The organism is Stutzerimonas kunmingensis (assembly GCF_002929225.1).
GTDB lineage: Bacteria > Pseudomonadota > Gammaproteobacteria > Pseudomonadales > Pseudomonadaceae > Stutzerimonas.
Window position 1 is genome coordinate 450307 of the sequence record NZ_PISM01000022.1, and the last position, 26184, is coordinate 476490.

At 65.8% G+C, this 26184-nt stretch carries 21 protein-coding genes; 12 read left to right on the forward strand and 9 right to left on the reverse strand.

Annotated features, from left to right (window positions below):
- Positions 1-2: 2 nt before the first annotated feature.
- Complete coding sequence (locus CW305_RS21325; protein WP_104098897.1) at positions 3-1193, forward strand: hybrid sensor histidine kinase/response regulator; 1191 nt, start codon at positions 3-5, stop codon at positions 1191-1193.
- Positions 1194-1302: 109 nt separating this feature from the next.
- On the opposite strand, the gene selO is transcribed toward CW305_RS21325, so the two are convergent.
- The 5 genes from selO to CW305_RS21350 all read right to left on the reverse strand — a co-directional run bounded on the left by selO (position 1303) and on the right by CW305_RS21350 (position 10952).
- On the reverse strand, positions 1303-2763 hold the full coding sequence (gene selO / locus CW305_RS21330; protein WP_104098898.1) for a protein adenylyltransferase SelO: 1461 nt from the start codon (positions 2761-2763) through the stop codon (positions 1303-1305).
- 90 nt (positions 2764-2853) lie between these two features.
- Complete coding sequence (mscK, locus tag CW305_RS21335) at positions 2854-6147, reverse strand: mechanosensitive channel MscK (protein ID WP_044313902.1); 3294 nt, start codon at positions 6145-6147, stop codon at positions 2854-2856.
- Positions 6148-6275: 128 nt separating this feature from the next.
- Positions 6276-8021, reverse strand: coding sequence for a potassium/proton antiporter (locus CW305_RS21340; RefSeq protein WP_044313879.1), 1746 nt, complete (start codon positions 8019-8021; stop codon positions 6276-6278).
- Positions 8022-8156: 135 nt separating this feature from the next.
- Entirely contained in the window at positions 8157-9959 is a 1803-nt protein-coding gene (locus tag CW305_RS21345; protein ID WP_104098899.1) for an acyl-CoA dehydrogenase, read from the reverse strand.
- Between the two features lie 102 nt (positions 9960-10061).
- Complete coding sequence (locus tag CW305_RS21350; RefSeq protein WP_104098900.1) at positions 10062-10952, reverse strand: polyprenyl synthetase family protein; 891 nt, start codon at positions 10950-10952, stop codon at positions 10062-10064.
- 158 nt (positions 10953-11110) lie between these two features.
- Between CW305_RS21350 and fni the strand changes: the two genes are divergently transcribed.
- The 5 genes from fni to crtB are packed head-to-tail and all read left to right on the forward strand — an operon-like array spanning position 11111 to position 17043.
- Positions 11111-12151, forward strand: coding sequence for a type 2 isopentenyl-diphosphate Delta-isomerase (gene fni / locus CW305_RS21355; protein WP_104098901.1), 1041 nt, complete (start codon positions 11111-11113; stop codon positions 12149-12151).
- Positions 12152-12172: 21 nt separating this feature from the next.
- The gene (locus tag CW305_RS21360; RefSeq protein ID WP_104098902.1) at positions 12173-13459 is read left to right on the forward strand and encodes a glycosyltransferase; all 1287 of its coding nucleotides are present in this window, start codon (positions 12173-12175) and stop codon (positions 13457-13459) included.
- Positions 13449-14618, forward strand: a complete 1170-nt coding sequence (gene crtY, locus CW305_RS21365) for a lycopene beta-cyclase CrtY (RefSeq protein WP_104098903.1) — start codon at positions 13449-13451, stop codon at positions 14616-14618. The genes CW305_RS21360 and crtY overlap by 11 nt, the downstream gene beginning before the upstream one ends.
- Complete coding sequence (locus CW305_RS21370; protein WP_104098904.1) at positions 14615-16120, forward strand: phytoene desaturase; 1506 nt, start codon at positions 14615-14617, stop codon at positions 16118-16120. Before crtY ends, CW305_RS21370 begins: the two co-directional genes overlap by 4 nt.
- Positions 16117-17043, forward strand: coding sequence for a 15-cis-phytoene synthase CrtB (crtB, locus tag CW305_RS21375; protein ID WP_104098905.1), 927 nt, complete (start codon positions 16117-16119; stop codon positions 17041-17043). The genes CW305_RS21370 and crtB overlap by 4 nt, the downstream gene beginning before the upstream one ends.
- Here crtB and CW305_RS21380 read toward each other — a convergent pair.
- A complete protein-coding gene (locus CW305_RS21380; protein WP_104098906.1) occupies positions 17003-17530 on the reverse strand; it encodes a sterol desaturase family protein in 528 nt (175 codons plus the stop codon). The two genes, crtB and CW305_RS21380, sit on opposite strands and share 41 nt — an antisense overlap.
- 83 nt (positions 17531-17613) lie before the next feature.
- Positions 17614-18657, reverse strand: a complete 1044-nt coding sequence (locus CW305_RS21385; protein WP_104098907.1) for an NAD(P)H-dependent flavin oxidoreductase — start codon at positions 18655-18657, stop codon at positions 17614-17616.
- 135 nt (positions 18658-18792) lie between these two features.
- Between CW305_RS21385 and CW305_RS21390 the strand changes: the two genes are divergently transcribed.
- A complete protein-coding gene (locus CW305_RS21390; RefSeq protein WP_104098908.1) occupies positions 18793-19632 on the forward strand; it encodes a 23S rRNA (adenine(2030)-N(6))-methyltransferase RlmJ in 840 nt (279 codons plus the stop codon).
- A gap of 137 nt (positions 19633-19769) precedes the next feature.
- On the opposite strand, the gene CW305_RS21395 is transcribed toward CW305_RS21390, so the two are convergent.
- Both CW305_RS21395 and CW305_RS21400 read right to left on the reverse strand, forming a co-directional pair.
- Positions 19770-20744 carry a serine/threonine protein kinase gene (locus CW305_RS21395; RefSeq protein WP_102832227.1) on the reverse strand — a complete coding sequence of 325 codons (975 nt, stop codon included), beginning with the start codon at positions 20742-20744 and terminating at the stop codon, positions 19770-19772.
- Positions 20745-20815: 71 nt separating this feature from the next.
- A complete protein-coding gene (locus CW305_RS21400) occupies positions 20816-21520 on the reverse strand; it encodes a ComFC family protein (protein WP_023445076.1) in 705 nt (234 codons plus the stop codon).
- A gap of 93 nt (positions 21521-21613) precedes the next feature.
- Here CW305_RS21400 and bioB point away from each other — a divergent pair, with 93 nt between their 5' ends.
- The 5 genes from bioB (at position 21614) to bioD (ending at position 26177) form a co-directional block, all read left to right on the forward strand.
- Positions 21614-22669 (forward strand): biotin synthase BioB, encoded by a 1056-nt coding sequence (bioB, locus tag CW305_RS21405; protein WP_104098909.1) that lies wholly within the window; start codon positions 21614-21616, stop codon positions 22667-22669.
- Between the two features lie 117 nt (positions 22670-22786).
- Complete coding sequence (gene bioF, locus CW305_RS21410; RefSeq protein ID WP_104098910.1) at positions 22787-23965, forward strand: 8-amino-7-oxononanoate synthase; 1179 nt, start codon at positions 22787-22789, stop codon at positions 23963-23965.
- On the forward strand, positions 23958-24683 hold the full coding sequence (locus tag CW305_RS21415) for an alpha/beta fold hydrolase (protein WP_104098911.1): 726 nt from the start codon (positions 23958-23960) through the stop codon (positions 24681-24683). The genes bioF and CW305_RS21415 overlap by 8 nt, the downstream gene beginning before the upstream one ends.
- Positions 24676-25491 (forward strand): malonyl-ACP O-methyltransferase BioC, encoded by an 816-nt coding sequence (gene bioC / locus CW305_RS21420; protein ID WP_014818866.1) that lies wholly within the window; start codon positions 24676-24678, stop codon positions 25489-25491. Before CW305_RS21415 ends, bioC begins: the two co-directional genes overlap by 8 nt.
- Positions 25491-26177: a dethiobiotin synthase gene (bioD, locus tag CW305_RS21425; RefSeq protein ID WP_044313863.1), complete on the forward strand. Its 687-nt coding sequence runs from the start codon at positions 25491-25493 to the stop codon at positions 26175-26177. The genes bioC and bioD overlap by 1 nt, the downstream gene beginning before the upstream one ends.
- Positions 26178-26184: the final 7 nt, after the last annotated feature.

The following is a 26184-nucleotide window of genomic DNA, read 5'->3' on the forward strand; positions in this document are numbered from 1 at the left end:
CCATGCCCGACCGTACCGACGAGGTAAATTTACTGATCGTCGATGACCTGCCGGAGAACCTGCTGGCTCTGGACGCGCTGTTGCAGGCGCCCGGTATACGGGTTCATCAGGCCGAATCGGCCGAGCAGGCACTGGAGCTGCTGCTGCGTCACGAGTTCGCACTGGCCATTCTCGATGTGCAGATGCCGGGCATGGACGGCTTCCAGCTGGCCGAGCTGATGCGCGGCACCGAGCGCACCAAGCAGATCCCCATCGTCTTCGTCAGTGCCGCCGGTCGCGAGCTCAACTATGCCTTCAAGGGTTACGAGAGTGGCGCGGTGGATTTCATGCACAAGCCGCTGGATGCCCATGCGGTGCGCAGCAAGGTCAGCGTGTTCGTCGATCTGTACCGTGGGCGCAAGCGCCTGGCACGGCAGCTGGAGGCGCTGGAGCGGAGCCGCCGCGAGCAGGAAGTGCTGCTCGACGAACTGCGCAGCACCCAGGCCGAGCTGGAGGGGGCGGTGCGCATGCGCGATGACTTCATGTCGATCGTCTCCCACGAGCTGAAGACACCGCTCAACACCCTGATTCTCGAGGTGCAGCTGCGCAAGCTGCAGCTCGGTCGCAACAATCTCGAGGCCTTCAGCGAAGAGCGCCTGCGCAACATGGTGGACAAGGACGAGCGGCAGATTCAGAGCCTGATCCGCCTGATCGACGACATGCTCGATGTCTCGCGCATCCGTACCGGCAAGTTATCGATCCGCCCGAGCCGCACCGACCTCGCGCAGTTGGTCGGTAACGTCGTGGAAAGTTTCGCGGCGCAGATGGAAGCCTGCGGCTGCGAGCTGCGGCTGGAGCGAAACGAGCCGATCATCGGCGTGTGGGACGCCTTCCGTATCGAACAGGTGCTGGCCAACCTGCTGACCAATGCCATGCGCTACGGGGCTGGCAAGCCGGTGCACGTCAGTGTCGTGTCGTGTGCAGACGGTGCCTGCATCGAGGTGCGCGACCACGGCATCGGCATCAGCCCGCAGAGTCTGGAGCGCATCTTCTGCCAGTTCGAACGTGCCGAAGGCAGCGAAAGCAGCGCCGGTCTGGGACTGGGTCTGTTCATCGCCGACCAAATCGTCCGTGCGCACAACGGCCGCATTCAGGTGCAGAGCGAGGAAGGCCAGGGCTCGCTGTTCCGCGTGCTGCTGCCGCTGGGCGAGTAGCTGCCGGTACGCTCGCTGGGCTGTAGGGCCGCAAGAGCGTATCTCCGCCCCAGCGGAGAAGGTGCCTTATCCATCAGCGCCGGCCCCGGCGCGATATTGATTTTCCGCCTCAGGACGAGCAGCTGATCTTCAGGTGCTTGCCCCATTCCGGCGGCCGCTCGGCGTAGCGCTGCATGCCCGGCTGTTCCTCGAAGGGGCGGCTGAGCACGGCGTGCAATTCGCGCACGGGGGCGTAATCACCTTTTTCCGCCGCCTCGATTGCCTGCTGCGCCAGGTAGTTGCGCAGGATGTACTTCGGGTTGACCGCCTGCATGCGCGCCTGTCGCTCGGCCGGCTCGCTGCCCTCGCGTGCGGTGCGCGCGCAGTAGTCCGCGGCCCAGGCATCGAAGCCCTGCAGATCGACGAAGTCCTCGCGCAGGCGGCGGACCGCCTGTTCGGCCGGGCTCTCGCTGAGTTCACGGAAGAAGGTCGTGTAATCGACGGCACTGGCCTGCATCAGTTGCAGCACGCGGCGTACAAGCGCCTCGTCATCCGCTTCGGCCTGGGCGAAACCCAGACGCCGGCGCATCAGGTCCAACCATTCCGCTTCGTACAGCGGCAGGAACAGCTCCATGGTTTCGCGCAGCACCTTGACCTCGACGAAAGGCGTCAGTGCCTGGGCCAGCGCCGCCAGGTTCCAGTGGGCGATGGGCACCTGGTTCTCGAAGGAGTAGCGGCCGGTGTCGTCGGAGTGGTTGCAGATGAAGCGCGCGTCGAAGTCGTCGAGAAAGGCGTAGGGGCCGAAATCGAAGGTGATGCCGAGGATCGACATGTTGTCGGTGTTCATCACTCCATGGCAGAAGCCGTAGGCCTGCCAGTAGGCGATCAGCGTCGCGGTGCGTTCGAGCACCTCGCGGAAGAACGCCCGATACGGCTCGGGATGTTCCAGGCACTCGGCGAAGTGCGCGCCGAGCACGTGATCGAGCAGCTCGCGCAGGGCGTCGTGCTGGCGCGTGTAGTAGAAGAATTCGAAGTGGCCGAAGCGCACATGGCTCTGCGCCAGGCGCAGCAGCATGGCGCCGCGTTCGGGGCGCTCGCGGTAGACCGGCGTGCTCGAGGAGGTCACGCACAGCGCCCGGCTGCTGGGGATGCCCAGCGCATGCAGGTGCTCACTGGCGAGAAACTCGCGGATCGACGAGCGCAGCACCGCGCGGCCATCGCCCATGCGCGAGTAGGGCGTCTTGCCGGCACCCTTGAGGTGCAGGTCCCAGTGCTCACCGGCCTCGTTGACCACCTCGCCGAGCAGCAGCCCGCGGCCATCGCCCAGCTGTGGGTTGTAGCTGCCGAACTGATGACCGGAGTAAACCATCGCCCGCGGTTCGGCGGTCGACCAGATCTTGTGCCCGGAGAACAGTTCGGCGAACAGCGGCTGCTCGGCCTCGGCCGGGTCCAGATCCAGCAGCGCCATGGCCGCCTCGCTGACGACCACCAGGCGCGGATCGTTCAGTGGCTGCGGCGAGACCTCAGTGGAGAAGGTATCGCCGAGGCGGGCGAAGCGGTTGTCGAAGGTCAGCTGGGTCAGGCTTTTCAAGATGTCTCCGGCGGCGGCAGGCGGGCGAGGAGTGCCCGGCCGCAGCCGGGCGTTCTGGACGTTGGAGGGTACGCGATGCCCGGACGTTCCTCAGCCGCGATCGTCGGTCGCCGGCTTCTGCTCATCGCCGGCAGGCTTCGGTGTGGCACTGAGCTGCAGCTGCTGACCGGCGAAGTTTTTCAGGAACACGTCGACCTGGCGGAAGGCGATGTTGATGCCGGCCTTGGTGAACTCGCGGTCAATGAAACGGTTGATCTCGTCGGTCGCCGGGTTGCGGTCGCCGAGGTCGCGCACGTGGATGCGCAGCTCATGGTCCAGCGTGCTCTCGCCGAAGTTGAGGAAGAATACCTGCGGCTCCGGATCCTTGAGCACCCGCGGATTATCCTGGGCGGCCTTGTAGAGCAGCTCCTTGACCTTCTCCAGATCCGAGCCATAGGCCACGCCGACCTTGACCGTCACGCGGGTCACGGTGTCGCTCAGTGACCAGTTGATCAGCTGACCGGTGATGAAGGTCTTGTTCGGGACGATGATTTCTTTGCGGTCGAAGTCGGTGATGGTGGTGGCACGGATGCGAATCCGGCTGACCGTGCCCGACAGGTTGCCGATGGTCACCACGTCGCCGATTCGTACCGGGCGTTCGAAGAGGATGATCAGGCCGGAGATGAAGTTGGCGAAGATCTCCTGCAAGCCGAAACCCAGGCCCACCGATAGCGCGGCTACCAGCCACTGCAGCTTGTCCCAGCTGACGCCGAGGGTGGACAGCGTGGTGACGATGCCGAAGCCGGCCAGCGCATAGGACAGCAGCGTGGTGGTGGCGTAGGCGCTGCCCTGCGCCAGACGCAGCTTGGACAGCACCATGACTTCCAGCAGGCCGGGCAGGTTGCGCGCCAGGGCCACCGTGATGGCGACGATCAGCAGTGCGCCGAGCAGGTTGTTCAGGCTGATCGCCGCGGTGGTCAGGGCATCGCCGCTGCCGGTGGTGTATTCGTACAGGGTGATGTTGTCCAGGTAGGACACCACCGAGATCAGGTCGGACCAGACCCAGTACAGCGCCACGAGGAACACGCCGAACATGGTCAGGCGGGTCAGGCGCAGCGACTGCTGGTTGACCTGTTCGATGTCCAGCCCCGGTTCTCCCTGGGTTTCAATCGTGTTGCTGCCGTCGTCGCCTTGCGCCTGACGCTTGGCCAGGGCACGCTTGTAGGCCAGGCGCCGCGCCGCCACCGTCAGCCCGCGGATCAGAGCGGCTTCGACGACGATCCAGATCATCAGCAGGTAGAGGGTGTCGATCAGACGGTCGGTCAGCTTCAGCGCGGTGTAGTAGTAGCCGAAACCGACCGCGACGATCAGCGCGATCGGCAGCACGCTGAACAGCAGGCCGATCATCAGGCGCAGCGGCGGGGCGTTCTGGCTCGACGGGCCCTTGAGCAGCAGGCGGTTGAGGCGCCAGCTCATCAGGGCAAAGCAGGTCAGCACCACGAGGATGCCGAGGACGTCGTCGGCCAGCCGCGCCGGCTGGTGTTCGGCGACGCTGACCACAGCGACCAGGGCCATGACGATCAGGCCGAGGCGGCGGATCTCATCGCGCAGGAAGGCGACCTGCGGCCTCGACCAGCCGAAGTGCAGCTCCGCCACACGCCCCGGTGAGAGCATGCGATAGGCGCTGTAGAACACCAACCAGGCCTGAGCCATTTCATAAAGGGCGGCGCCAAGAACGTAATTCTGTCCGCGCGCGTCCATCTGCAGCAGGTAGCCGCATAGTGTCAGGAACAAGGCGCCGGGCAATGCCAGCAGCAGGTTGAGCAGCAGCGCCAGTGGGGTGTGCAGCTGGCTATCGTTGCGGAAGTGACCGATTTCTTCGCTCAGCGAGCTGAGCTTGGCCTCGATCTTCCGGCGCCACCAGAGCAGGGCGGCGATCAACAGCAGCAGCGGCAGGAAGAACAACGGGCGCTCCTTGAGCCCTGCCCCCAGTTCCTGCAGCGCGGACAGCCAAGGCATCGCCGCGAGCTGATTCTTCAAGCGCTGGGCGGCGCCCTGCAGCCAGTCGAAGTCCAGCGGCTTGTTGCTGGGAATCCAGAACATCTGCTCGTCGAGGGTATTGCGCAGCGCGCTGGCGGTGTCCTGCAGCTGCTTCTGGTTCAGCTGCAGGGTGATGGATGCGTTGAGCAGTGCATCCAGCTCGCGGTTGAGACGGTCGAGCAGCTCGCTACGGGTGGTCGCCAGTTCCAACAGGGTACGCCGCAGTTCAGGTGTGACCTCCTCTTCGTTCTGCTGGGCGAGCAGTTGGTCGACATAGGCGGCGGCATTGCCTGAGGCTTCACGACGCTGGTTCAGCTCGAACTGATAGAGGCGGATATCGGCGATTTCGTCGGCAAGATTCTTGTCCAGCTGCAGGCTCGGCAGCGCCTGCTTCTGCTGATAGAGGATGCGCGACAGCAGCAGGCTGCCTTCGAGCACGGCGATCTGCTCCTCCAGTGCCTGATCGGTCTGGTTGAGGGTGTCGAGCTGCTGGCGGGTCTGCAGGTTCTGCTGGTTGAGGCGGTTGAGGCGTTCGGTGGCACGCAACAGGTAATCGGACAGCTTGAGGTTTTCGGCGCTTTCGGCTGCGAGCAGTTTGTCCGAGCCCGCCTGCTGCACCCGTGCCGAGAACTCGGCGACGGTCTGCTCCGATTCGGCACGGCGCTTCTCGTTGATCAGCCCTTGCAGGGCCTGGGTGTCCTGCTCGGCACGGGCGATGCGCTCGGCCAGCAGGTCGCGGCGGGCCTTGCCCAGGTCCTGCAGCAGGCTGTTGCCTGCCAGCTCCTGGCGGCGCAATTCAATCTGCGCCTCGAGCGAGGCGATCTCGGCATCGAGCAGTGCGCGGCGCTCTTCGCTCAGTGGCTTGCCCGATTCGCGGCCGCTCTTGAGCAGGTTGTTGATCTCCTGGATACGCGTCTGCGCCGTACCGATCTGCGCCTGGGCGCGTTCGGGGCGGGTCTGCGCCGAAATGATCATGCTGTTGGCGGCGCTGTACTGCTTCTGCCATTCCGCCAGTTCCTCGACCCGCGCGCCGAGACGCTGTTCCAGCGCCTCGACCGACAACTGGGCATGGCGCTCGGCGGGGTCCTGTTCAGGGCTGGCCTTGAGCCTTGCCAGTTCGCGCTGGGCTTCGGCGATTTCCTTCGGCGCCTGCGCCAGCTGCGTCTTCAGCTCGTCGAGGCGGGCCTTGCTGGTTTCGGTCTGCTCGACCATGCGTAGGGTTTGTTCGCCCAGCGATTGTTGGGCGGGCTTCGCTTCGCCTTCGGCACTGGACGGCGTGCCAGTGAGGCTGTCCAGCGATTGGGCATGCAAAGGGGCGACGATCAGGCAGAGCGTCGAGAGCAACAGCGTGCGCAGAAGTGACATGAGGGCAGTGACGTAGCGGATGACCGGAAAGAGCGGAAGTCTACGGACTGTGCCGGCCCAGCGCGAGTACCCGACAGTCGACCGGCAGATGAGCGGTGAGGCCGCGTCAGCCGGCGGCTGTACTGGCATCAGAACATCAGTTGCGGGCCGGGCTTGTCACCTTCGGGAAACTTCAGGCCGACCTTGCGCACTTCGCCAGCTTCCATGGCCGCCACGGTCCAGGTCAGGCCGTTCCATTCGACCTGATCACCCACCACCGGGCGACCACCGACCTCCTCGGCCATGAAGGAGCCGATGGTCTGCTCGCCATCCACCTCGCCGAGCTTGAGGCCGTAGAGCGCGGCGATGGCGCTGAGCTGGGCGTCGGCTTCGAGGATGAAGTCGCCGAAGAAGCGCAGGTCCTGGCCGCGCTTGGGCGCCTGGCTGAACAGCTTGCCGAGCGCCGGCAGGTCTTCTTCATGGCCGATCACGCAGAGGATGTCGCCGACCTGCAGCCGCGTGCTGCCGGACGGGTGCAGCAGCTCGGTACCACGAAACAGCGCAGCGATGCGGGTGCCCGGCGGCATCTTCAGTTCGCGCAGGGCGGCGCCGACGCACCATTTGGAGGCGCTCAAGCGGTAGATGAACAGCTCCCACTGGCTGGTGGTATGGACCTGCAGGCCGGTACGCGAGATCGGCAGTGGCGAGGGCGGAACCTCGACCTTGGCCTTTTTCGCCGCCCACGCCAGCGTCGAGCCCTGCAGCAGCAGGGACACCAGGACGATGAAGAACGCCACGTTGAAGAACAGCTGGGCATTTTCCAGTCCGGCCATCAGCGGAAACACCGCCAGGATCACCGGCACGGCGCCGCGCAGGCCGATCCAGGATATGAACAGCCGCTCGCGCAGATGGAAGCTGCGAAACGGCAGCAGGCTGACGAACACCGCGAGCGGGCGGGCGCAAAGGATCATCCACAGCGACAGCGCCAATGCCGGCACGGCGATCGGCAACAGATCGCTGGGCGTGAGCAGCAGGCCGAGCACGAGGAACATGCCGATCTGGCTGAGCCAGGCCAGGCCGTCGAACATGTGCAGGATGCCATGCCGGTTGCGGATCGGCCGGTTGCCCAGCAGCAGGCCGCAGACGTAGATCGCCAGGATGCCGCTGCCGCCGACCGCGCTGGACAGGGCGAAGATCATCAGGCCGCCGGCCACCGCCAGTAGCGGATAGAGCCCGTCGGCTACCGAAAGACGGTTGATCAGTTGCAGCAGCAACCAGCCACCGGCCAGGCCGAGCAGCGTACCGATGCCGAACTGCTGGACCAGCTTGAGCAGGAAGTCCCAGCTGAAGCCGGTCTGGCCGGCCAGCAGCATGTCGATCAGCGCCACGGTCAGGAACATGGCCATGGGGTCGTTGCTGCCCGACTCGATCTCCAGCGTCGAGCCGACCCGCTCGTTCAGCCCCTTGCCGTTGAGCAGGTTGAACACCACGGCGGCGTCGGTGGAGCCGACGATCGCGCCGATCAGCAGGCCCTGCAGCAAGGGCAGCTCGAATAACCAGGCGGCGGCCAGGCCGGTCAGGCCGGAGGTGATCGCCACGCCCAGGGTCGCCAGCGAGAACGCCGGTTTCAGGGCCACGCGGAAGGTTGCGGTACGGGTACGCATGCCACCGTCGAGGAGAATCACCGCCAGCGCCAGGTTGCTGATGACGAAGGCCAGCTGATAGTCCTCGAAGACGATACCGCCTACGCCATCGACCCCGGCAAGCATGCCGACGCCGAGGAAAATCACCAGGATCGGCACGCCGAGACGCGCCGAAAGGGAACTCATCAGGATGCTCGCCGCCACCAACAAGGCACCGATAAAGAACAGGTGGTTGATGTTGCCGACGTCCAAATGAAGTCTCCGTTAGAGATAGCTGCCGCGTGCCCATGCACGGGATATGCCAGCGATTCTAACCTGATGATTTGACAGCCTGTCAAAAAAACGCCCCGCAGGAGCGGGGCGCTGTTACAGCATGTGCGGCACGCTCTAGAACCAGGCGTCCTGCATCGTCAGGCAGGTGTCGTCGCGTGCTTCGAGGACGGCCAGCTCGTGCGCGCAAGCCGGCACTTCCCAGGTCAGAAAGTAGCGCGCGGCCTGCAGCTTGCCACGGTAGAAGTCAGCATCCGCCGAGTTGCCTTCGGCCAGTCCGCGTTCGGCGCGCAGTGCCTGCTCCAGCCAGCGCCAGCCGATCACTGCATGGCCGAACACCTTCAGGTACAGCGCCGAGTTGGCCAGCGCCTGGTTGACCTTGCCGGCTGCCAGATCGCCGAGCAGCGCCTGGGTCACGCTGGTCAGGCGGGCGATGTGCTGCTCCAGCGGCTGGCGCAGTGCGGTCAGCGAGTCGTACTCGGCGGCGCGTGCGCAGCTGGCCTGGATCAACCCGAGCAGCTGGCGCAGGCCGGCACCCTTGTTCTGCATCAGCTTGCGGCCGAGCAGGTCCAGCGACTGGATGCCGTGGGTGCCTTCGTGGATCGGATTGAGGCGGTTGTCGCGGTAGTACTGTTCCACCGGGTATTCGCGGGTGTAGCCATGCCCGCCGAGAATCTGGATGGCCAGTTCGTTGGCCTTCAGGCAATACTCCGACGGCCAGGATTTGACGATCGGCGTCAGCAGGTCGAGCAGCTCGCCAGCGTTGCGCCGCTCCTCGTTGCTCTCGGCGGTGTGCTCGTCGTCCACCAGGCGTGCCGAGTACAGGCCGAGATCGAGGGCGCCTTCGACATAGGCCTTCTGCATCAGCAGCATGCGCTTGACGTCGGTGTGCTCGATGATCGGCACCTGGGTCGAGGCCGGGTCCTTGCCGTCCGGCAGGCGACCCTGCGGACGCTCGCGGGCGTAGTTCAGCGAGTAGAGGTAGCCGGCGTAGCCGAGCATGATCGCGCCCATGCCGACGCCGATGCGCGCCTCGTTCATCATCTGGAACATGTAGGCCAGGCCCTTGTGCGGCTCGCCTACCAGATAGCCGACGCAGTTGCCGTTGTCGCCGAAGTTCAGTGCCGTGCTGGTGGTGCCGCGCCAACCCATCTTGTGGAACAGGCCGGCCAGCAGCACGTCGTTGCGCTCGCCCAGCGAGCCGTCGTCGTTGACCAGGAACTTCGGCACGATGAACAGGCTGATGCCCTTCACCCCGGGCGGCGCGTCCGGCAGCTTGGCCAGCACCATGTGCACGATGTTTTCCGACAGCGGGTGGTCGCCGCCGGAAATGAAGATCTTGTTGCCCTTGAGGCGATAGCTGCCGTCACCGGCCGGTTCGGCGCGGGTGCGGATGTCCGACAGCGACGAGCCGGCATGCGGCTCGGTGAGTGCCATGGTGCCGAAGAAGCGGCCCTCGAGCATCGGCTGCAGGAAGCGCTGCTTCTGCTCGTCGGAGCCGAAGGCTTCGATCAGGTGCGAGGCGCCCATGCTCAGCATTGGGTAGGAGCTGGTGGCGATGTTGGCCGACTGGAAATGCGCGAAGCAGGCCCGCGACAGCAGGTTCGGCAGCTGCATGCCGCCGTCGTCGAAGCTGCGCTGCGCGTTGTGAAAGCCCGCCTCGATGAAGGCGTCCACGGCCGGCTTGACCTCGGGAATCAGCACCGCTTCGCCGTTGACGTACTGCGGCTCGTGCTCGTCGGACTTGCGGTTGTGCGGTGCGAAGTATTTCTCGGCGATGGTGCGCGCGGTGCCAATGGCGGCGTCGAAGGTTTCGCGGCTGTGATCGGCGAAGTGCTCGCGGCGGGTCAGGGCCTCGGCGTCCAGCACTTCGTAGAGTTCGAATGCCAGGTTACGCGGGCAGAGCAGGGTCTCGGTCATGGTCAACCTCCGTTTTTATCGGCCCGAGTCTAAGGACCGCGGTTTTCCATTGCCTAGCTTCATCCATTGCACTGATGAAGCGTCAACACGGGGTCGCTCCATTCAGCCGAACAGCTGGCGCATGAGCGCGGCCAGTTCGCCATCGCCCAGGCCGGCGGCATCAAGATGGGTGAGGGCGGCCTCTCGATGGGTTGCCAGCTGCTGCTCTGCCGCCTGCTGGCCAAGCAGCGAGACCACGGTCGCCTTGGCCCGGTCCTGCTGGCAGTCCTTGCCGGTCTGTTCGGGCGTCAGGCCATCGGCGATATCGTCGAGCAGCTGAAACGCCAGGCCCAGTTCGTTGGCAAAGCCTTGCAGATGTCGTGTCCGCGTCCGCTCAGCTCCCGCGAGCAGGGCCGCAACTTCCAATGCGGCGGTGAACAGCGAGCCGGTTTTCAGCTGATTGGTGGCAATCACCGCATCGAGCTGCTGTGCTTCTTGTGCGCCATGCAGGTCGCGAAATTGCCCACGCACCAGGCCCTGCGCCCCGGCCGCTCGCGCCAGTGTGGCCACCGCGTCGTTGCGCTGCCTGGGGGTGAGCCTGGGCGCGGTGGCGGTTATGCCATAGGCATGGCTGAGCAGGGCCACTGAGGCGAGGACGGCGACATCCTCGCCGAAACGCAGATGAATGGTCGGCTGGCCGCGCCGCAGGCTGGCGTTGTCCATGCATGGCATGTCGTCGAGAAACAGCGAGGCGGCGTGGATCATCTCCAGCGCACAGGCCGGGTCCAGGCCGATATCGGGGTCGACGCCGAGATCTCCCAGCGCCAGCAGCAACAACAGTGGCCTGATTCGTTTGCCGGGAGCGAGGGTGCCTTCACGTAACGCCAGGGTGACCTTGTCCAGCTCCGACTCGGGTCGCGGCAGGCGCATGGCCAGGCGCTCGTCGACCTGTCGCCGCAGGCGCATCAGGCTGTCGCATTGCGGAAGCGGGAGGGTGGAATTCTGCGTTTGCATGGCGGTGCCCTCGCTGGCGCCTCAGTTCGAGCACCAGGGTTGTGCAATGTTGTACAGCGATTGGACGTTATGACAAAAACCTGTACAACTCGTTGCCATCGCATAGCACTTTTTTCAGGGCGTCACGTCCAAACAAGTCTTCCCGGGAGCCGATTTCCATGAGCAAACAATCGTTGGTCAGCCGCAAAAACGATCATCTGGATATCGTCCTGGACCCGACGCGGGCAGCCGGTGCGACGGGTACCGGTTTCGGCGCATTTCGCTTTGAGCACTGCGCCCTGCCCGAGTTGCACCTTGATGAGATCGACCTGCATAGCGCGCTGTTCGGGCGCCAGCTGCGGGCGCCGCTGCTGATCAGCTCGATGACTGGCGGCGCCGCACGTTCTGCCGCGATCAATGCGCACCTGGCGGAAGCCGCGCAACACTTGGGTATCGCCATGGCGGTCGGTTCGCAGCGGGTCGCGCTTGAAACCGCGGGAGATCAGGGCCTGACTGGCCAGTTGCGCCAGCTGGCGCCGGACATCCTGTTGCTGGCCAACTTCGGTGCCGCCCAGCTGGTACGCGGTTACGGCGTGGACGAGGCGCGGCGCGCGGTCGAGATGATCGATGGCGATGCGCTGATCGTGCACCTGAATCCGCTGCAGGAAGCGGTGCAGCCCGGTGGCGACCGTGATTGGCGGGGCGTGCTTCGGGCGATCGAAGCGCTTGCCAGCCGCCTGGCCGCGCCGGTGGTGATCAAGGAAGTCGGTGCCGGCATATCCGCGACGGTGGCGCGGCAGCTGGTCGATGCGGGTGTTGCCGCGATTGATGTGGCGGGTTCCGGCGGAACCAGCTGGGCCGCGGTGGAAGCCGAACGCGCCACCGATGTCAGCCAGCGCGCCATCGCCCAGGCCTTCGCCGATTGGGGCATTCCCACCGCGCAGGCGCTACAGGCCGTGCGCAAGGCCTGCCCGGATACATCGCTGATCGCTTCCGGAGGCATTCGCGACGGGGTGGAGGCGGCCAAGGCGATCTGCCTGGGCGCCGATCTGGTCGGTCAGGCAGCGGGCGTTCTTCAGGCCGCAATGCTCAGCAGTGAAGCGGTGGTGCAGCACTTCGAAGTGGTGATCGCGCAGCTGCGGATTGCCTGTTTCTGCACGGGGTCGGCCAGCCTCGCCGAGCTGCGGCAGGCGCGCCTGCTGCAAGGCTCCGGCTACTGAAGCCCGGGGCGGAGCCGCCAGATGACACATTTCGCGGCAATTGCCCCGCCATATCTCAGCCATCTACGCGCCTTCGAGGCCATCGCCTGGCAGCTGACGCAGCGAGGCCACCGAGTGACCTTCGTCCAGCAGGCCGATGTCGCCGAGCTGTTGACGTTGCCCGCCGCCGGATTCGCCGCCATCGGTACTGATTCCCACCCGCCGGGTACCCTGGCCGCAGTCGTTCGCCGCGCCGCGCAACCGGGGCCGTTCGGCATCCGCCGGGTCATCGCCGACATGGCAGCGAGCACTGCGTTGTTCTGTCGCGAGGCGCCGGACGTGCTGCGTTCGCTGAAGGTCGACGCCGTGCTGGCCGACCAGATGGAGCCGGCGGGGGCGCTGGTGGCCGAGCATCTTGGCCTGCCGTTCGTTTCCATCGCCTGCGCCTTGCCGTTCAACCGCGAGCCGCTGGTGCCCTTGCCGGTGATGCCCTGGCGCTACCGGGCGACCGACTGGGGCGAGCAGCTCAACCTGCACAGCAGTCGTGTCTACGACCTCCTGATGCGCCCCCACGCCGAGGTGATCCGGCACTACTGTCAGGCGTTCGGCCTGGCGCCGCGCTCGACCTTGAGCGAGTGCCTGTCGCCCTTGCTGCAGATCAGCCAGACGGTGCCTGGCTTCGACTTTCCGCGCCGCCAGCTCCCGGCGAATTTCCACGGGCTAGGCCCGTTGCGTCGCCCGTTGCACGGCGAAGCCGAGCTGAACCTGCCAATTGATCCGACGCGGCCGTTTGTCTTCGCCTCGCTGGGCACCCTGCAGGGACATCGCTATACCTTGCTGCGCAATATCGCCCGCGCCTGCAAGCCGCTCGGCGTACAGCTGTTGATTGCCCATTGCGGCGGGCTGAATGCCGCGCAAGCGGCGCGGCTGCGCGAGGAGGGCGCGCATTGGGTCACCGACTTCGCGCCCCAGCGCGCGGCATTGGCCAGAGCCTCGGCGGTCATCACCCATGCCGGGCTGAATACCGTGCTCGATGCCCTGGAGGCCGCCGTGCCGATGCTGGCGCTGCCGATTGCCTTCGATCAGCCGGGTGTCGCCGCGCGTATCGAACATGCCGGCGTCGGCCTGCGCTTGCAGCCGCGACTGGCGAGCCCGACGCGGATCGGCCACGCATTGCAGCAGCTGCTGGGCGACGGCGAGTTTCGCCGGCGGGCGGCACAGCTGGGCGCGCAAGTGCGGCAGGCTGGCGGCGTCGTTCGTGCCGCCGAGCTGATCGAGGCTGCGCTCGGGACAGGTGGACAACGACCGGAGGTGGCGAGTGGCGCTTGATGCGGACCTGATCCTGGTTGGCGGCGGGCTGGCTAACGGGCTTCTGGCCCTGCGCCTGCGTCAGCAGCGGCCCGACCTGCGCCTGCTGATCGTCGAGCAGGGCGACACCTTGGGCGGCAATCACACCTGGTCGTTTCACCAGCACGATCTGACGCCGGCTCAGCAGCGTTGGCTGGAGCCCATGGTAGGCAAGCGCTGGCCCGGCTATGAAGTGATCTTTCCCGACCTGCAGCGCCGGCTGGGCAGCGGTTACGCGAGCATCTTCTCGGAGCGCTTTCACCAGTACCTGATGCCCGAACTGAGCGATGGCGTGCGTTTGCGCACCACCGTTGCCAGCGTGGAGCCACACAGGGTGCGTCTGGCCTCGGGGGACATCCTGCAGGCCGGCGCCGTGATCGATGGACGCGGCGTGCGCCGGACCGATCAGCTGGCCCTCGGCTTTCAGAAGTTTCTCGGCCAGGAACTGCGCCTGCAGCAGCCGCACGGCTTGCGGGAGCCGATCATCATGGACGCGAGCGTCGCCCAGCACGACGGCTATCGCTTCGCCTACGTGCTGCCGCTGAGTGCGGACAGCCTGCTGATCGAAGACACCTACTACGCCGACGGCGACGAGGTAGCGCCGGAGACATTGCGCGCCAATATCGAGCGCTACGCCGAGGGCCGCGGCTGGGCGATCCGCGAGGTGCTGCGCGAGGAGCAGGGCGTGCTGCCCATCGTCCTCTCCGGTGACCTGCCGGCGTTCTGGGACGAGGCGCGCGGCGTGCCGCAGACCGGGCTGTCCGCGGCGTTGTTCCATCCCACCACCGGCTACTCGCTGCCCGACGCGGTGCGTCTGGCCGATCACCTGATCGCGCTGGACCGCTGGGATGCCGGCAGCCTGTTCGAAGCGATCCGCGACTACTCGTTGGCGCAGTGGCGCCAGCGCGGCTTCTTCCGACTGCTCAATCGCATGCTGTTCATGGCCGGTCCGGCGGATCGCCGCTGGGCGGTGATGCAACGTTTTTACCGCTTGCGCGAACCGCTGATCCAGCGTTTCTACGCGGCCAATCTGACCACCCGCGACCGCTTGCGCATCGTCTCGGGCAAGCCTCCTGTTCCGCTCGGCGAGGCGCTGCGCGCACTTGCCGCCCATGATCTGCATCGCAAGGATTACCGATGAACCAAGCTAAACGAGCGGTGGTGATCGGCGCCGGCTTCGGCGGGCTGGCGTTGGCCATCCGCCTGCAGCGCGCCGGCGTCCAGACCACGCTGCTGGAGAAGCGCGACAAGCCTGGTGGCCGCGCCTACGTCTATCACGATCAGGGTTTCACCTTCGACGCCGGGCCGACGGTGATCACCGATCCGCCAGCGCTGGAAGAACTCTTCAGCGGCGCTGGCAAGCGCATGGCCGATTACGTCGAGCTGCTGCCGGTCAGCCCCTTCTACCGGCTGTGCTGGGAGGACGGTTACAGCTTCGATTACGTCAACGATCAGGTCGAGCTGGACCGGCAGATCCACGCGCTCAACCCCCGTGACGTGGCCGGCTATCAGCGCTTTCTCGCCTATTCGCGGGCAGTGTACGAGGAGGGCTACGTCAAGCTCGGCACCGTGCCCTTCCTGTCGTTTCTCAGCATGATCGGTGTTGCGCCGCAGCTGGCCAAGCTGCAGGCCTGGCGCAACGTGTACAGCATGGTGGCCAAATTCGTGGAGAACGATCGGCTGCGGCAGGCGCTGTCCTTTCACTCGCTGCTGGTGGGCGGCAATCCCTTCGAAACCTCGTCCATCTACGCGCTGATCCATGCGCTGGAGCGCCAGGGCGGTGTCTGGTTCCCGCGTGGCGGCACCGGGGCGCTGGTGCAGGGGATGGTCCGGCTGTTCGAGGATCTGGGCGGCAGGCTGGAGCTGAACGCCGAGGTGGCGCGGATCGAGCTGGCGGGCGGACGCGCGAAGGCCGTGATCACGGGTGACGGTCGGCGCTTCGATACCGATGCGGTCGCCTCCAACGCCGATGTGGTCAACACCTACAAGCAGCTGCTCGGGCATGAGCAGCGTGGTCGCGATGAGGCCAAACGGCTCTCCGGCAAGCGTTTCTCGATGTCGCTGTTCGTCATCCATTTCGGCCTCAAGCGCCGCCATGAGCACCTGCAACACCACACGGTGTGTTTCGGCCCGCGCTATCGCGAGCTGATCGACGAGATATTCAAGCGCGAAACGCTGGCCGATGATTTCTCCCTCTACCTGCACGCGCCCTGCGTGACCGATCCGTCGCTGGCACCGGAGGGCTGTGCCAGCCACTACGTGCTGGCGCCGGTGCCACACCTGGGCACGGCAGATATCGATTGGGCGGTGGAGGGCCCAAAATACCGCGACCGCATTTTCGACTACCTCGAGCGGCACTACATTCCCGGTCTGCGCGGTGATCTGGTGACCCACCGCATCTTCACGCCGCACGATTTCCGCGACGAGCTCAACGCTCATCTGGGCTCGGCGTTTTCGATGGAGCCGATCCTTACCCAGAGCGCCTGGTTCCGCCCGCATAACCGTGATGACGTGATTCCCAACCTCTATATCGTCGGCGCCGGCACTCACCCCGGTGCCGGCGTGCCGGGGGTCGTCGGTTCGGCCAAGGCCACCGCCGGGCTGATGCTGGAGGACTTCCTATTGAAGGAGCAGGTCGGATGAACGACAAGGTCGTCGATCACTCGACCCAGGCGATCAACGTCGGCTCCAAGAGCTTCGCGGCGGCGGCCAAGCTGTTCGACGAGCGCACCCGCCAGAGCGCCGTGATGCTCTACGCCTGGTGCCGTCACTGCGATGACGTGATCGACGGCCAGACCCTCGGCCACGGCCAGCTCGCCGGCGATCGCTCCACTGGCGAAGCGCGTCTGGCCGAACTGGTCGATCTCACTGAGCGCGCCTATGCCGGCGAGGCGATGAGCGATCCGGCTTTTGCGGCGTTTCAGCAAGTGGTTCAGCGGCACCAGATTCCCAAGCGATACCCGCTGGAACATCTCGCCGGCTTTCGTATGGACGTGCAGGATTACCACTACCAGACCCTCGATGACACGCTGCTTTATTGCTATCGCGTCGCCGGTGTGGTCGGTCTGATGATGGCGCGGGTGATGGGCGCCGAAGCGGAGCCGACGCTGGATCGCGCCTGTGACCTGGGCTTGGCCTTCCAGCTGACCAACATCGCCCGCGATATCGTCGAGGATGCACAGATCGGCCGTGTCTACCTGCCGGCCGAGTGGCTGGCCGAAGTGGGCATCCCTGAAGATGAGGTCGCGCTACCTGAGCATCGTGCGGCATTGGCCACGCTGGCAGCGCGACTGGTAGATCTGGCCGAACCCTACTATCAATCAGCATCTCAGGGCTTACGGGACTTGCCGTTACGCTCGGCCTGGTCGATCGCCACGGCGCATGGCGTCTATCGGCAGATCGGCGTCGAGGTGAAAGCGCGCGGCGCAGCGGCCTGGGATGCGCGGGTGTCGACCAGCAAAGGGCAGAAGCTGCAGTTCTTGCTGGGCGGCGGGGTGCTGGCGCTGGCCTCGCGGCGGATGCAGGTCAGGCCGCGTCCTGACGGTCTCTGGAGGCGTCCTCGCTAGCACTCGCCTTGCGCAGCGGCCCGTCATGCAGTTCTCGCAGCTGCTGCTTGAGTACCGGCAGCGGCGGCGCATAGAGGAAACCGAAGGACACGCAGCGCTCCTTGCCCTCGACGGCATGGTGCATGCGGTGCGCCTGATAAAGGCGCTTGAGATAACCGTTGCGCGGCACGTAGCGCAGCGGCCAGCGGTGGTGCACCAGCCCGTCGTGGGCCACGAAGTAGAGAAAGCCGTAGGCTGTCATCCCGGCGCCGATCCATTCCAGCGGGTGATAACCGGCCGTGCCGAGGGCGATCAGCAGGATCGCCACGCCAGCGAACACCAGCGCATACAGGTCGTTCTTCTCGAACCAGCCGCTGCGTGGCTCGTGGTGCGACTTGTGCCAGCCCCAGCCCCAGCCGTGCATCACATACTTGTGTGCCCACCAGGCGAAGACTTCCATGCCGGCCAGGGTGGCGAGGAAGACGAGCGTATTGGTCAGTGGACTCATTGGCGGCGTTCCGTGTGACGTGCGGTCGATTCTACGCCCCGTCGCGACGGCTCAGGACTCGCCGCGACGGAATGCGTAATGACTCAGGCCCGCCAGCCGGCCGCAAGTTCACGGGTCAGCTGGCCGGCAGGGATCTCCCGACAGCCACTGACGTTCTGCCCGGCCCACAGCGGCGTGCAGTGATCCAGGCCTTGCTTCTCGGTCTGGGCGCGCAGCGCGCCGATGGCGTTGCCGGCCAGCGGGAAGGGCGGCACGCCTTCGGGTAGCGGGCCCAGTTCGCGCATGATGCGGTTGACGATGCCGCGCGCCGGGCGCCCGCTGAACAGGGTGGTCAGCGCCGTATGCGCCGCCTGCGGGCTCTTCAGCGCGGCGCGATGCAGCGCATTGGTACGGCTCTCCGGACACAACAGGTAGGCGGTGCCGAGTTGTACGCCAGCCGCACCGAGGGTCTGTGCCGCAGCCACTCCCTGTGCATCGGCAATGCCGCCAGCGGCGACCACCGGCACGTCCAGCGCGGCAACCAGTTGTGGCAGCAGAGCAAAGGTGCCGAGCTGGTTGGTCAGGTCTTCGCTGAGAAAGATGCCGCGGTGGCCGCCGGCTTCCTGGCCCTGGGCAATCACCAGATCGACGCCGTGCTGCTGCAGCCAGAGGCCTTCGGCGACCGTTGTCGCGCTGGAGGCTATCTTCGCCCCGGTGCCGCGGGCGCGCTGCAGCAGGTCGGGCGCCGGCAGGCCGAAGTGGAAGCTGACCAGCGCCGGCTTGTGCCGCTCCAGCACCTCTGCCATCGCCGCATCGAACGGTTGGCGGGTGGCGCCGGTGGGAATGCTTGCAAGGTCGATGTCGAATTCGGCGAACAACGGCGCCAGCATCCGGTGCCAGGCGTCAAAGGCCGTCGGGTCGGCGGCCGGTGTCTGGTGGCAGAAGAAATTGACGTTGTACGGTCGGTCGCTCAGCGCCTCGATGGCGGTCAGCTCGGCGTCCAGCGCCTCGGCGTTGAGCATGCCGGCCGGGATCGAGCCCAGCCCGCCGGCCTCGCAGACCGCCGCGGCCAGCAGGTGATTCTGCGCACCGGCCATGGGTGCCTGGATGATCGGATGCTCGATGCCGAAAAGATTGCGCAGGTCCATGAGGTCAGCTCCGTTCAGTCGTCGTGGGGCGCCACTGTAGCCCGTGTCGGTGGCCGGGGAAAACGACGCCGGTCATGCCGCACCTGCGCGGCGCAGGGCGGACGGGTAAACTGCGCGGCTCTCGAGGAGGATCAGATGAACTACCGCCACGCCTTCCATGCCGGCAACCACGCCGATGTGCTCAAACACCTGGTGCTGAGCCGGATCTTCGCCCTGCTGTCGCGCAAGGAGGCGCCGTTCGCCTACCTCGACAGCCATGCCGGCGTCGGGCTCTACGACCTGGCCGGTGACCAGGCCAGCCGTACCGGCGAGTGGCTGCAGGGCATCGCCCGCATCTGGCAGGCAGAGGCGCACCCGGCGCTGCTCGATGACTACCTCGGCGTGATCCGCCAACTCAATCCGGATGGCGCGCTGCGCTACTACCCGGGCTCGCCGGAACTGGCGCGGCAGCTGACCCGTGAGCAGGATCGCCTGCAGCTCAACGAAAAACACCCCGAAGATGGCGCGCTGCTCAAGGACAACATGGCCGGCGACCGCCGCGTGGCCGTGCACCGAGGCGAGGGCTGGCATGTGCCGCGGGCCTTGATGCCGACGCAGGAAAAGCGCGTGGTACTGCTGATCGATCCGCCGTTCGAACAGGCCGACGAATTGAGCCGCTGCGTCACGGCAATGAAGGAAGCGCTGGGGCGCATGCGCCAGACCATCGGCGTGATCTGGTATCCGATCAAGGACGAGCGCCAGCTCAAGCGCTTCTATCAGGACCTGGCGCGCAGCGGGGCGCCCAAGTTGCTGCGTGCCGAACTGTTCGTCCACCCCGCCGACGATGCCAGCCGCCTGAGCGGTTCGGGCCTGGCTATCACCAACCCGCCGTGGGGGCTGGAGGAAGAGCTGCGTGAGCTGTTGCCGTGGCTGGCCGAGCAGCTGGCGCAGAGCCAGGGCAGCTGGCGGCTTGACTGGCTGATCGAGGAGGCCTGAGTCGCGGAGATCGCCACCCGGAGGACCTCCACCCGGTGGATCGATAAAGCGCGATCCATCCTACGCAGACGCCGGGATTCGTAGGAAGGATGTCGCTTTTCACATCCACCGTCACGGGTCCGCAGCCACACCATGCCTCAGAACAACCTGAGCGGCTCTTCCTGCAGCGCCGATATCTGTTCGCGCAGGATCAGCACCTGGTCGCCCCAGTAACGCTCGCTGCCGAACCAGGGAAAGCTCATCGGAAAGGCCGGATCGTCCCAGCGGCGGGCGAGCCAGGCGCTGTAGTGCATCAGCCGCAGCGCGCGCAACGCCTCGATCAGCGGCAGCTCGCGGGGGGCGAAATCATGGAATTCGTTGTAGCCGTCGACCAGTTCGGCCAGCTGACCGAGCCGCTCATGGCGCTCGCCGGCGAGCATCATCCACAGATCCTGCACCGATGGGCCCATGCGGCAATCATCGAGATCGACCAGATGAAAGGCATCGTCGCGGGCGAGGATGTTGCCCGGGTGGCAATCGCCATGCAGGCGGATCGGGGTGAAGTTGGTGCTGGCGAAGACGTCTTCGACCCGCTTGAGCAGATCGCGTGCCACCGACTCGTAGGCAGGCAGCAGGCTTTTGGGCACGAAGCCGCCTTCCAGCAAGCTATTCAGCGAATCGTGGCCGAAATTCTGTACGCCCAGGGTTTCACGATGCTCGAACGGCCGGTTTGCACCTATCGCATGCATCCGCCCCAGCAGCTGGCCGAGACGATAGAGCTGGTCGAGATTGCCCGGCTCCGGCGCGCGACCACCGCGGCGTGGAAAGAGCGCGAAGCGGAAGCCCGCGTGCTCGAATAGCGTCGTGCCGTTGCGTTCCAGCGGCGCCACCACCGGCACCTCGTGCTCGACCAGTTCCAGGCTGAACTGGTGCTCCTCGAGAATCGCCTCGTTGCTCCAGCGACCGGGCCGGTAGAACTTGGCGATCAGTGGTGTCTCGTCTTCGATGCCCACCTGATAGACGCGGTTCTCGTAGCTGTTGAGCGCCAGCACGCGGGCATCGCTGAGATAACCGATGCTTTCCACAGCGTCGAGGACCAGGTCCGGCGTGAGTGTATCGAAGGGATGAGACATGACCGGCTCCGCAGAATAGACCGATCAGTGTATTGCACCGGGGCTTTTAAACAACCGCGCCTCCGCCGCTATCAGTCGCCTGGCTTGGGCGTGCGTGCCAGGCAGTAGACGTCCACTCGCACCGCACCCGCACGCTTGAGCAGTCGCGCCAGCGCCTCGGCGGTCGCACCGGTGGTCAGCACATCGTCGATCAGCGCCAGATGGCGGCCCTTGATGTCGTTGCCCGGCGCCAGGCAAAACGCCTGGCGCAGATTTCGCCGTCGCGTGGCGGCGTCCAGTTGCTGCTGCGGGGGCGTATCGACGACGCGTTCCAGCAGATGCTCGTCGACCGGCAGTTTCAGCGCGCCGCCCAGCCACTGGGCCAGCATCTGCGCCTGATTGAAGCCGCGTTGGCGCAGGCGACGGCGGGCCAGCGGCACCGGCACGAGAAGATCAGGCTGCGGCAGCCCGTCGGTGAAGGCATGTTGCAGATGCAGCGCCAGGCGCTCGCCAAGCAGGCGGCCGAATGGCCAGCGCGCCTGGTGCTTGAAGCGGGTGATCAGCGCATCCACGGGAAAGGCGAAGCGCCAGGGCACCTCGACGTGGTCATAGCTTGGCGGCCTTTTCTGGCATTCGCCGCAGACCAGCCCACGTGTCGGCAGTGGCACGGCACAGGTTGCACACCGGCCATCGAGCCAGGGCAGTTCGGCTTCGCAAGGGCCGCACAGTGGGTGACCGTCGCAAGGTTCATCGCACAGCAGGCAGTGCTGTATGTTAATTGACCAGTTGTAAACCATGATTCCTTTCCTGGTTGACAGCGTATCGAGCTTGGCTAAACATTCCGCATCCGTGCCAGGCCGCCGAGCCGCTATTAATTACAAGGAATGCCCATGAGCGCCACCTCCGCCTCTACTACGCGTCACGATTGGACCCTCGCCGAGGTCAAGGCGCTCTTCGAGCAACCCTTCAACGATCTGCTGTTCCAGGCGCAGACCGTGCACCGCCAGCACTTCGATGCCAACCGCGTGCAGGTTTCCACGCTGCTCTCGATCAAGACCGGCGCCTGCCCGGAAGACTGCAAGTACTGCCCGCAATCCGGCCACTACAACACTGGCCTCGATAAAGAGAAGCTGATGGAGGTGCAGAAGGTGCTGGAGGCGGCGGCCGAAGCCAAGGCCATCGGCTCGACGCGCTTCTGCATGGGCGCGGCCTGGAAGCACCCGTCGGCCAAGGACATGCCCTACGTGCTGAAGATGGTCGAAGGAGTCAAGGCCATGGGCCTGGAAACCTGCATGACCCTCGGCAAACTCGATCAGGAGCAGACCAAGGCGCTGGCGGCGGCGGGGCTGGACTACTACAACCACAACCTCGACACCTCGCCGGAGTACTACGGCAACATCATCACCACCCGCACCTATGGCGAGCGTCTGGAAACGCTGAGCTACGTGCGCGAGGCGGGGATGAAGATCTGCTCCGGCGGCATTCTCGGCATGGGCGAGTCGCTGGACGATCGCGCCGGCCTGCTGATCCAGCTGGCCAACCTGCCTGAGCACCCGGAATCGGTGCCGATCAACATGCTGGTCAAGGTCAAGGGCACCCCGTTGGCCGAAGAGCAGGACGTCGATCCGTTCGACTTCATCCGCATGCTCGCCGTGGCGCGGATCATGATGCCGAAATCCCATGTGCGGCTGTCCGCCGGTCGCGAGCAGATGAACGAGCAGATGCAGGCCCTGGCCTTCTTCGCTGGCGCCAACTCGATCTTCTACGGCGAGAAACTGCTGACCACCGCCAATCCGCAGGCGGACAAGGACATGCAGCTGTTCGCGCGTCTGGGCATCAAGCCGGAAGAGCGCCACGAGCATGCCGACGAAGTACACCAGGCGGCCATCGAGCAGGCGCTGATCGAACAGCGCGACAGCAAGCTGTTCTACAACGCCGCGGTCTGATGATCGGGTCCGGTGGATGAGCGCGGCATCGGTTGCACGCATCCGCCGCTGGCCTGGCCAACCCATTTGCAGGCTGGATCACCCGCGCGTGGTCATCCACCTCCTCTCGGTGCACCCATGAGCTTCGATCTCTCCGCCCGTCTAGCCGAGCGCCGCGCGGCCCATCTCTATCGTCAACGTCCGCTGCTGGAAGCGCCGCAGCAGCCGGAGGTGATGGTCGATGGCGACCGCCTGCTGGCGTTCTGTTCCAACGACTATCTGGGCCTCGCCAATCATCCCGAGGTGATTGACGCCATGCAGCAGGGCGCTGCGAAGTGGGGTGTGGGCGGCGGCGCCTCGCATCTGGTGATCGGCCACAGCACGCCGCATCACCAGCTCGAGGAAGCCCTTGCCGAATTCACCGGCCGACCACGGGCGCTGCTGTTTTCCACCGGTTATATGGCGAATCTGGCTGCGGTGACGGCGCTGGTCGGGCAGGGCGATACGGTGCTGCAGGATCGCCTCAATCACGCCTCCCTGCTCGACGCCGGTTTGCTCTCCGGCGCGCGCTTCTCGCGCTACCTGCACAACGATGCCGAAAGCCTCGCCAAGCGCCTGGAGAAAGCCAGCGGCAATACTCTGGTGGTGACCGATGGCGTATTCAGCATGGACGGCGATCTCGCAGAACTGCCGGCGATTTGTGCCACGGCGAAGCAGCGTGGCGCCTGGGTGATGGTCGACGATGCCCATGGGTTCGGTCCGCTGGGCGCGACGGGCGCCGGCATCGTCGAGCATTTCGGTCTGGGCATGGATGACGTTCCGGTACTGGTCGGTACGCTGGGCAAGGCGTTTGGCACCGCAGGCGCCTTTGTCGCCGGTAGCGAGGAGCTGATCGAAACGCTGATCCAGTTCGCGCGACCGTACATCTACACCACCAGCCAGCCGCCTGCGGTGGCCTGTGCCACACTCAAAAGTCTGGAGCTTTTACGTAGCGAGGGCTGGCGCCGCGATCAGCTGAACCGGCTGGTAGCACGTTTCCGCGAAGGCGCAGTGCAGATCGGCCTGACACTGATGGACAGCCCGACGCCGATCCAGCCGGTGCTGGTCGGCAGCAGCGAACGGGCGTTGAGGCTGTCGGCATTGCTGCGCGAGCGCGGCATCCTGGTCGGCGCGATTCGCCCACCAACCGTTCCGGCCGGCAGCGCACGGCTGCGGATCACCTTCACGGCGAGCCACAGTGAGGCACAGCTGGATCGCCTGCTGGAAGCGCTGGCCGAGTGCTGGGCCCTGTTGCCCAAGGAGAACGAGGATGCGTGATCGACTGATTCTTCTGCCGGGCTGGGCGTTCAGCTCGGCCGCCCTTGAACCCCTGGCCGAGCTATTGCGCGACCGCCAGCCACGGCTGCAGGTCGACATTGCCCCGCTGCCGACGCTGGATCGCCCCGAGGCCTGGCTCGATGAGCTGGATGCGCGGCTGCCCGTCGACAGCTGGCTCGCCGGTTGGTCGCTTGGCGGCATGCTGGCGACGCAATTGGCCGCGCGGCGTGGCGACAACTGTCCGGGGCTGATCACCCTCTGCAGCAACCCCTGCTTCCGCAGCCGTGACGACTGGCCGACGGCGATGCCTGCCGAAGTGTTCGATGCCTTCGAGGAGGCCTTCCGACTCGGGCCGGATGACACGCTCAAGCGCTTCAGCCTGCTGTGTAGCCGCAGTGCCTACGATCCGCGGACGCTGGCGCGGCAACTGCAGGTTAGCCTGCTCGAGCAGCCTTCGTCAGTGGCTGCCGCCGGGCTGCGTCTGCTCGCCGAGCTGGACGGCCGCGAGGCGCTGCAAGGTTATGTGGGGCCACAGCTGCATCTGTTCGCCGATGGTGATGCACTGGTGCCGGCGTCAGCGGCAGATGCGCTGCTGGCCTCTCTGCCGGATGTGGAAGTCGATGTGCTGGCCAATGCCAGCCACGGCCTGCCGCTGGAGCGTGCCGACGACGTGGCGACGGCAATGCTGGCGTTTATGGGTGATGGCGAGGATGACTGAAGCATCGCTCAGCGAGCGTCCGCCGGCGCAGTTGCCTGATAAGCGCCAGGTCGCGGCATCGTTTTCCCGTGCTGCGGGCAGTTACGACAGCGTCGCCGCGCTGCAGCGACAGGTCGGCAATCAATTGCTGGCCCGACTGCCCTCCACTCGGCAACCCGGCCGCTGGCTCGATCTCGGCAGCGGCACCGGCTACTTCTCCCGCGTCCTGGCTGCGGCCTTTCCGGAGGCCGATGGCCTGGCACTGGATATCGCCGAGGGCATGCTGCGCCATGCACGGCCGCAGGGCGGCGCACGGCATTTCGTCACCGGTGACGCCGAGCGGCTGCCGCTGCGTGATGGCACTGTCGACCTGATCTATTCGAGCCTGGCCCTGCAGTGGTGCGAGGATTTCGCCAGCGTGCTGAGCGAAGTGCGGCGGGTGCTGCGTCCGGGCGGCATCTTTGCCTTCACCAGTCTGTGCAGCGGTACCCTGCAGGAGCTGCGGGACAGCTGGCAGGCGGTGGACGGCTTCGCTCACGTCAACCGCTTCCGCTCGCGGGAGGCCTACCAGACGCTGTGTAGGGGCTGCGGTCTTGGATTGGCGAGTCTCGAAGTGCGCCCGGAAGTGCTGCATTTCCCCGATCTGCGCCAGCTGACCCATGAGCTCAAGGCGCTGGGGGCGCACAACCTGAACCCGGGTCGCCCGGATGGACTGACCGGGCGTGCACGCATCCGCGCGCTGGTCGAGGCCTACGAAGGATTCCGCCGTCCCGAGGGGCTTCCGGCGACCTACCAGGTGATCTACGGCATTCTGCACAAGGAGCCATGATGCATCGCGCTTTCTTCATTGCCGGCACCGATACCGATGTTGGCAAGACCACTATCGCCGCGGGCCTGCTGTATGCAGCGCGCCTGGCGGGGTTGTCCACCGCGGCGGTGAAGCCGGTCGCCTCAGGCTGCGAAAGGACCGAGCAGGGTTTACGTAACAGCGATGCGCTGGCCCTGCTGGCCGAATGCAGCCTTGCGCTGGACTATGCGACGGTCAATCCGTTCGCGTTCGAGCCGGCCATTGCCCCGCATATAGCCGCCCGCGAAGCGGGTGTCGAACTGACCGCCGCTCGTCTGATCGAGGCCGTGCAACCGGTAATGGCCCGGCAGGCCGGCGTCACTCTGGTCGAGGGCGCGGGAGGCTGGCGAGTCCCGCTGAATGCGCGTGAGCATCTGTCGGCATTGCCCGCGGCGCTGGGTTTACCGGTCATTCTCGTAGTAGGGGTGCGCTTGGGTTGTATCAACCATGCGCTGCTCAGTGCTGAAGCGATCGCCCGCGACGGGCTGGCGCTGGCTGGCTGGGTGGCGAATATCATCGACCCTGCCACGTCGCGGCTGGATGACAACCTCGCCACGCTCGCTGAGCTGCTACCGGCACCCTGCCTTGGCCAGGTGCCTCGCCTCGCTGCGCCAACGGCGCGTCAGGTCGCGCGCTACCTGACGTTGCCCGCGTTGCAGCCGGTGTGAGCGGACG

What these genes read in the sequence shown, in the direction of transcription:
- CW305_RS21400 (WP_023445076.1), bottom strand. Translation starts at nt 21,520, where the DNA reads ATGGTTTACAACTGGTCAATTAACATACAGCACTGCCTGCTGTGCGAT.
- CW305_RS21370 (WP_104098904.1), top strand. Translation starts at nt 14,615, where the DNA reads ATGAACCAAGCTAAACGAGCGGTGGTGATCGGCGCCGGCTTCGGCGGG.
- CW305_RS21325 (WP_104098897.1), top strand. Translation starts at nt 3, where the DNA reads ATGCCCGACCGTACCGACGAGGTAAATTTACTGATCGTCGATGACCTG.
- bioC (WP_014818866.1), top strand. Translation starts at nt 24,676, where the DNA reads ATGACTGAAGCATCGCTCAGCGAGCGTCCGCCGGCGCAGTTGCCTGAT.
- fni (WP_104098901.1), top strand. Translation starts at nt 11,111, where the DNA reads ATGAGCAAACAATCGTTGGTCAGCCGCAAAAACGATCATCTGGATATC.
- CW305_RS21360 (WP_104098902.1), top strand. Translation starts at nt 12,173, where the DNA reads ATGACACATTTCGCGGCAATTGCCCCGCCATATCTCAGCCATCTACGC.
- CW305_RS21350 (WP_104098900.1), bottom strand. Translation starts at nt 10,952, where the DNA reads ATGCAAACGCAGAATTCCACCCTCCCGCTTCCGCAATGCGACAGCCTG.
- bioF (WP_104098910.1), top strand. Translation starts at nt 22,787, where the DNA reads ATGAGCTTCGATCTCTCCGCCCGTCTAGCCGAGCGCCGCGCGGCCCAT.
- CW305_RS21385 (WP_104098907.1), bottom strand. Translation starts at nt 18,657, where the DNA reads ATGGACCTGCGCAATCTTTTCGGCATCGAGCATCCGATCATCCAGGCA.
- CW305_RS21380 (WP_104098906.1), bottom strand. Translation starts at nt 17,530, where the DNA reads ATGAGTCCACTGACCAATACGCTCGTCTTCCTCGCCACCCTGGCCGGC.
- mscK (WP_044313902.1), bottom strand. Translation starts at nt 6,147, where the DNA reads ATGTCACTTCTGCGCACGCTGTTGCTCTCGACGCTCTGCCTGATCGTC.
- CW305_RS21395 (WP_102832227.1), bottom strand. Translation starts at nt 20,744, where the DNA reads ATGTCTCATCCCTTCGATACACTCACGCCGGACCTGGTCCTCGACGCT.
- bioD (WP_044313863.1), top strand. Translation starts at nt 25,491, where the DNA reads ATGCATCGCGCTTTCTTCATTGCCGGCACCGATACCGATGTTGGCAAG.
- CW305_RS21415 (WP_104098911.1), top strand. Translation starts at nt 23,958, where the DNA reads ATGCGTGATCGACTGATTCTTCTGCCGGGCTGGGCGTTCAGCTCGGCC.
- crtB (WP_104098905.1), top strand. Translation starts at nt 16,117, where the DNA reads ATGAACGACAAGGTCGTCGATCACTCGACCCAGGCGATCAACGTCGGC.
- CW305_RS21390 (WP_104098908.1), top strand. Translation starts at nt 18,793, where the DNA reads ATGAACTACCGCCACGCCTTCCATGCCGGCAACCACGCCGATGTGCTC.
- bioB (WP_104098909.1), top strand. Translation starts at nt 21,614, where the DNA reads ATGAGCGCCACCTCCGCCTCTACTACGCGTCACGATTGGACCCTCGCC.
- CW305_RS21345 (WP_104098899.1), bottom strand. Translation starts at nt 9,959, where the DNA reads ATGACCGAGACCCTGCTCTGCCCGCGTAACCTGGCATTCGAACTCTAC.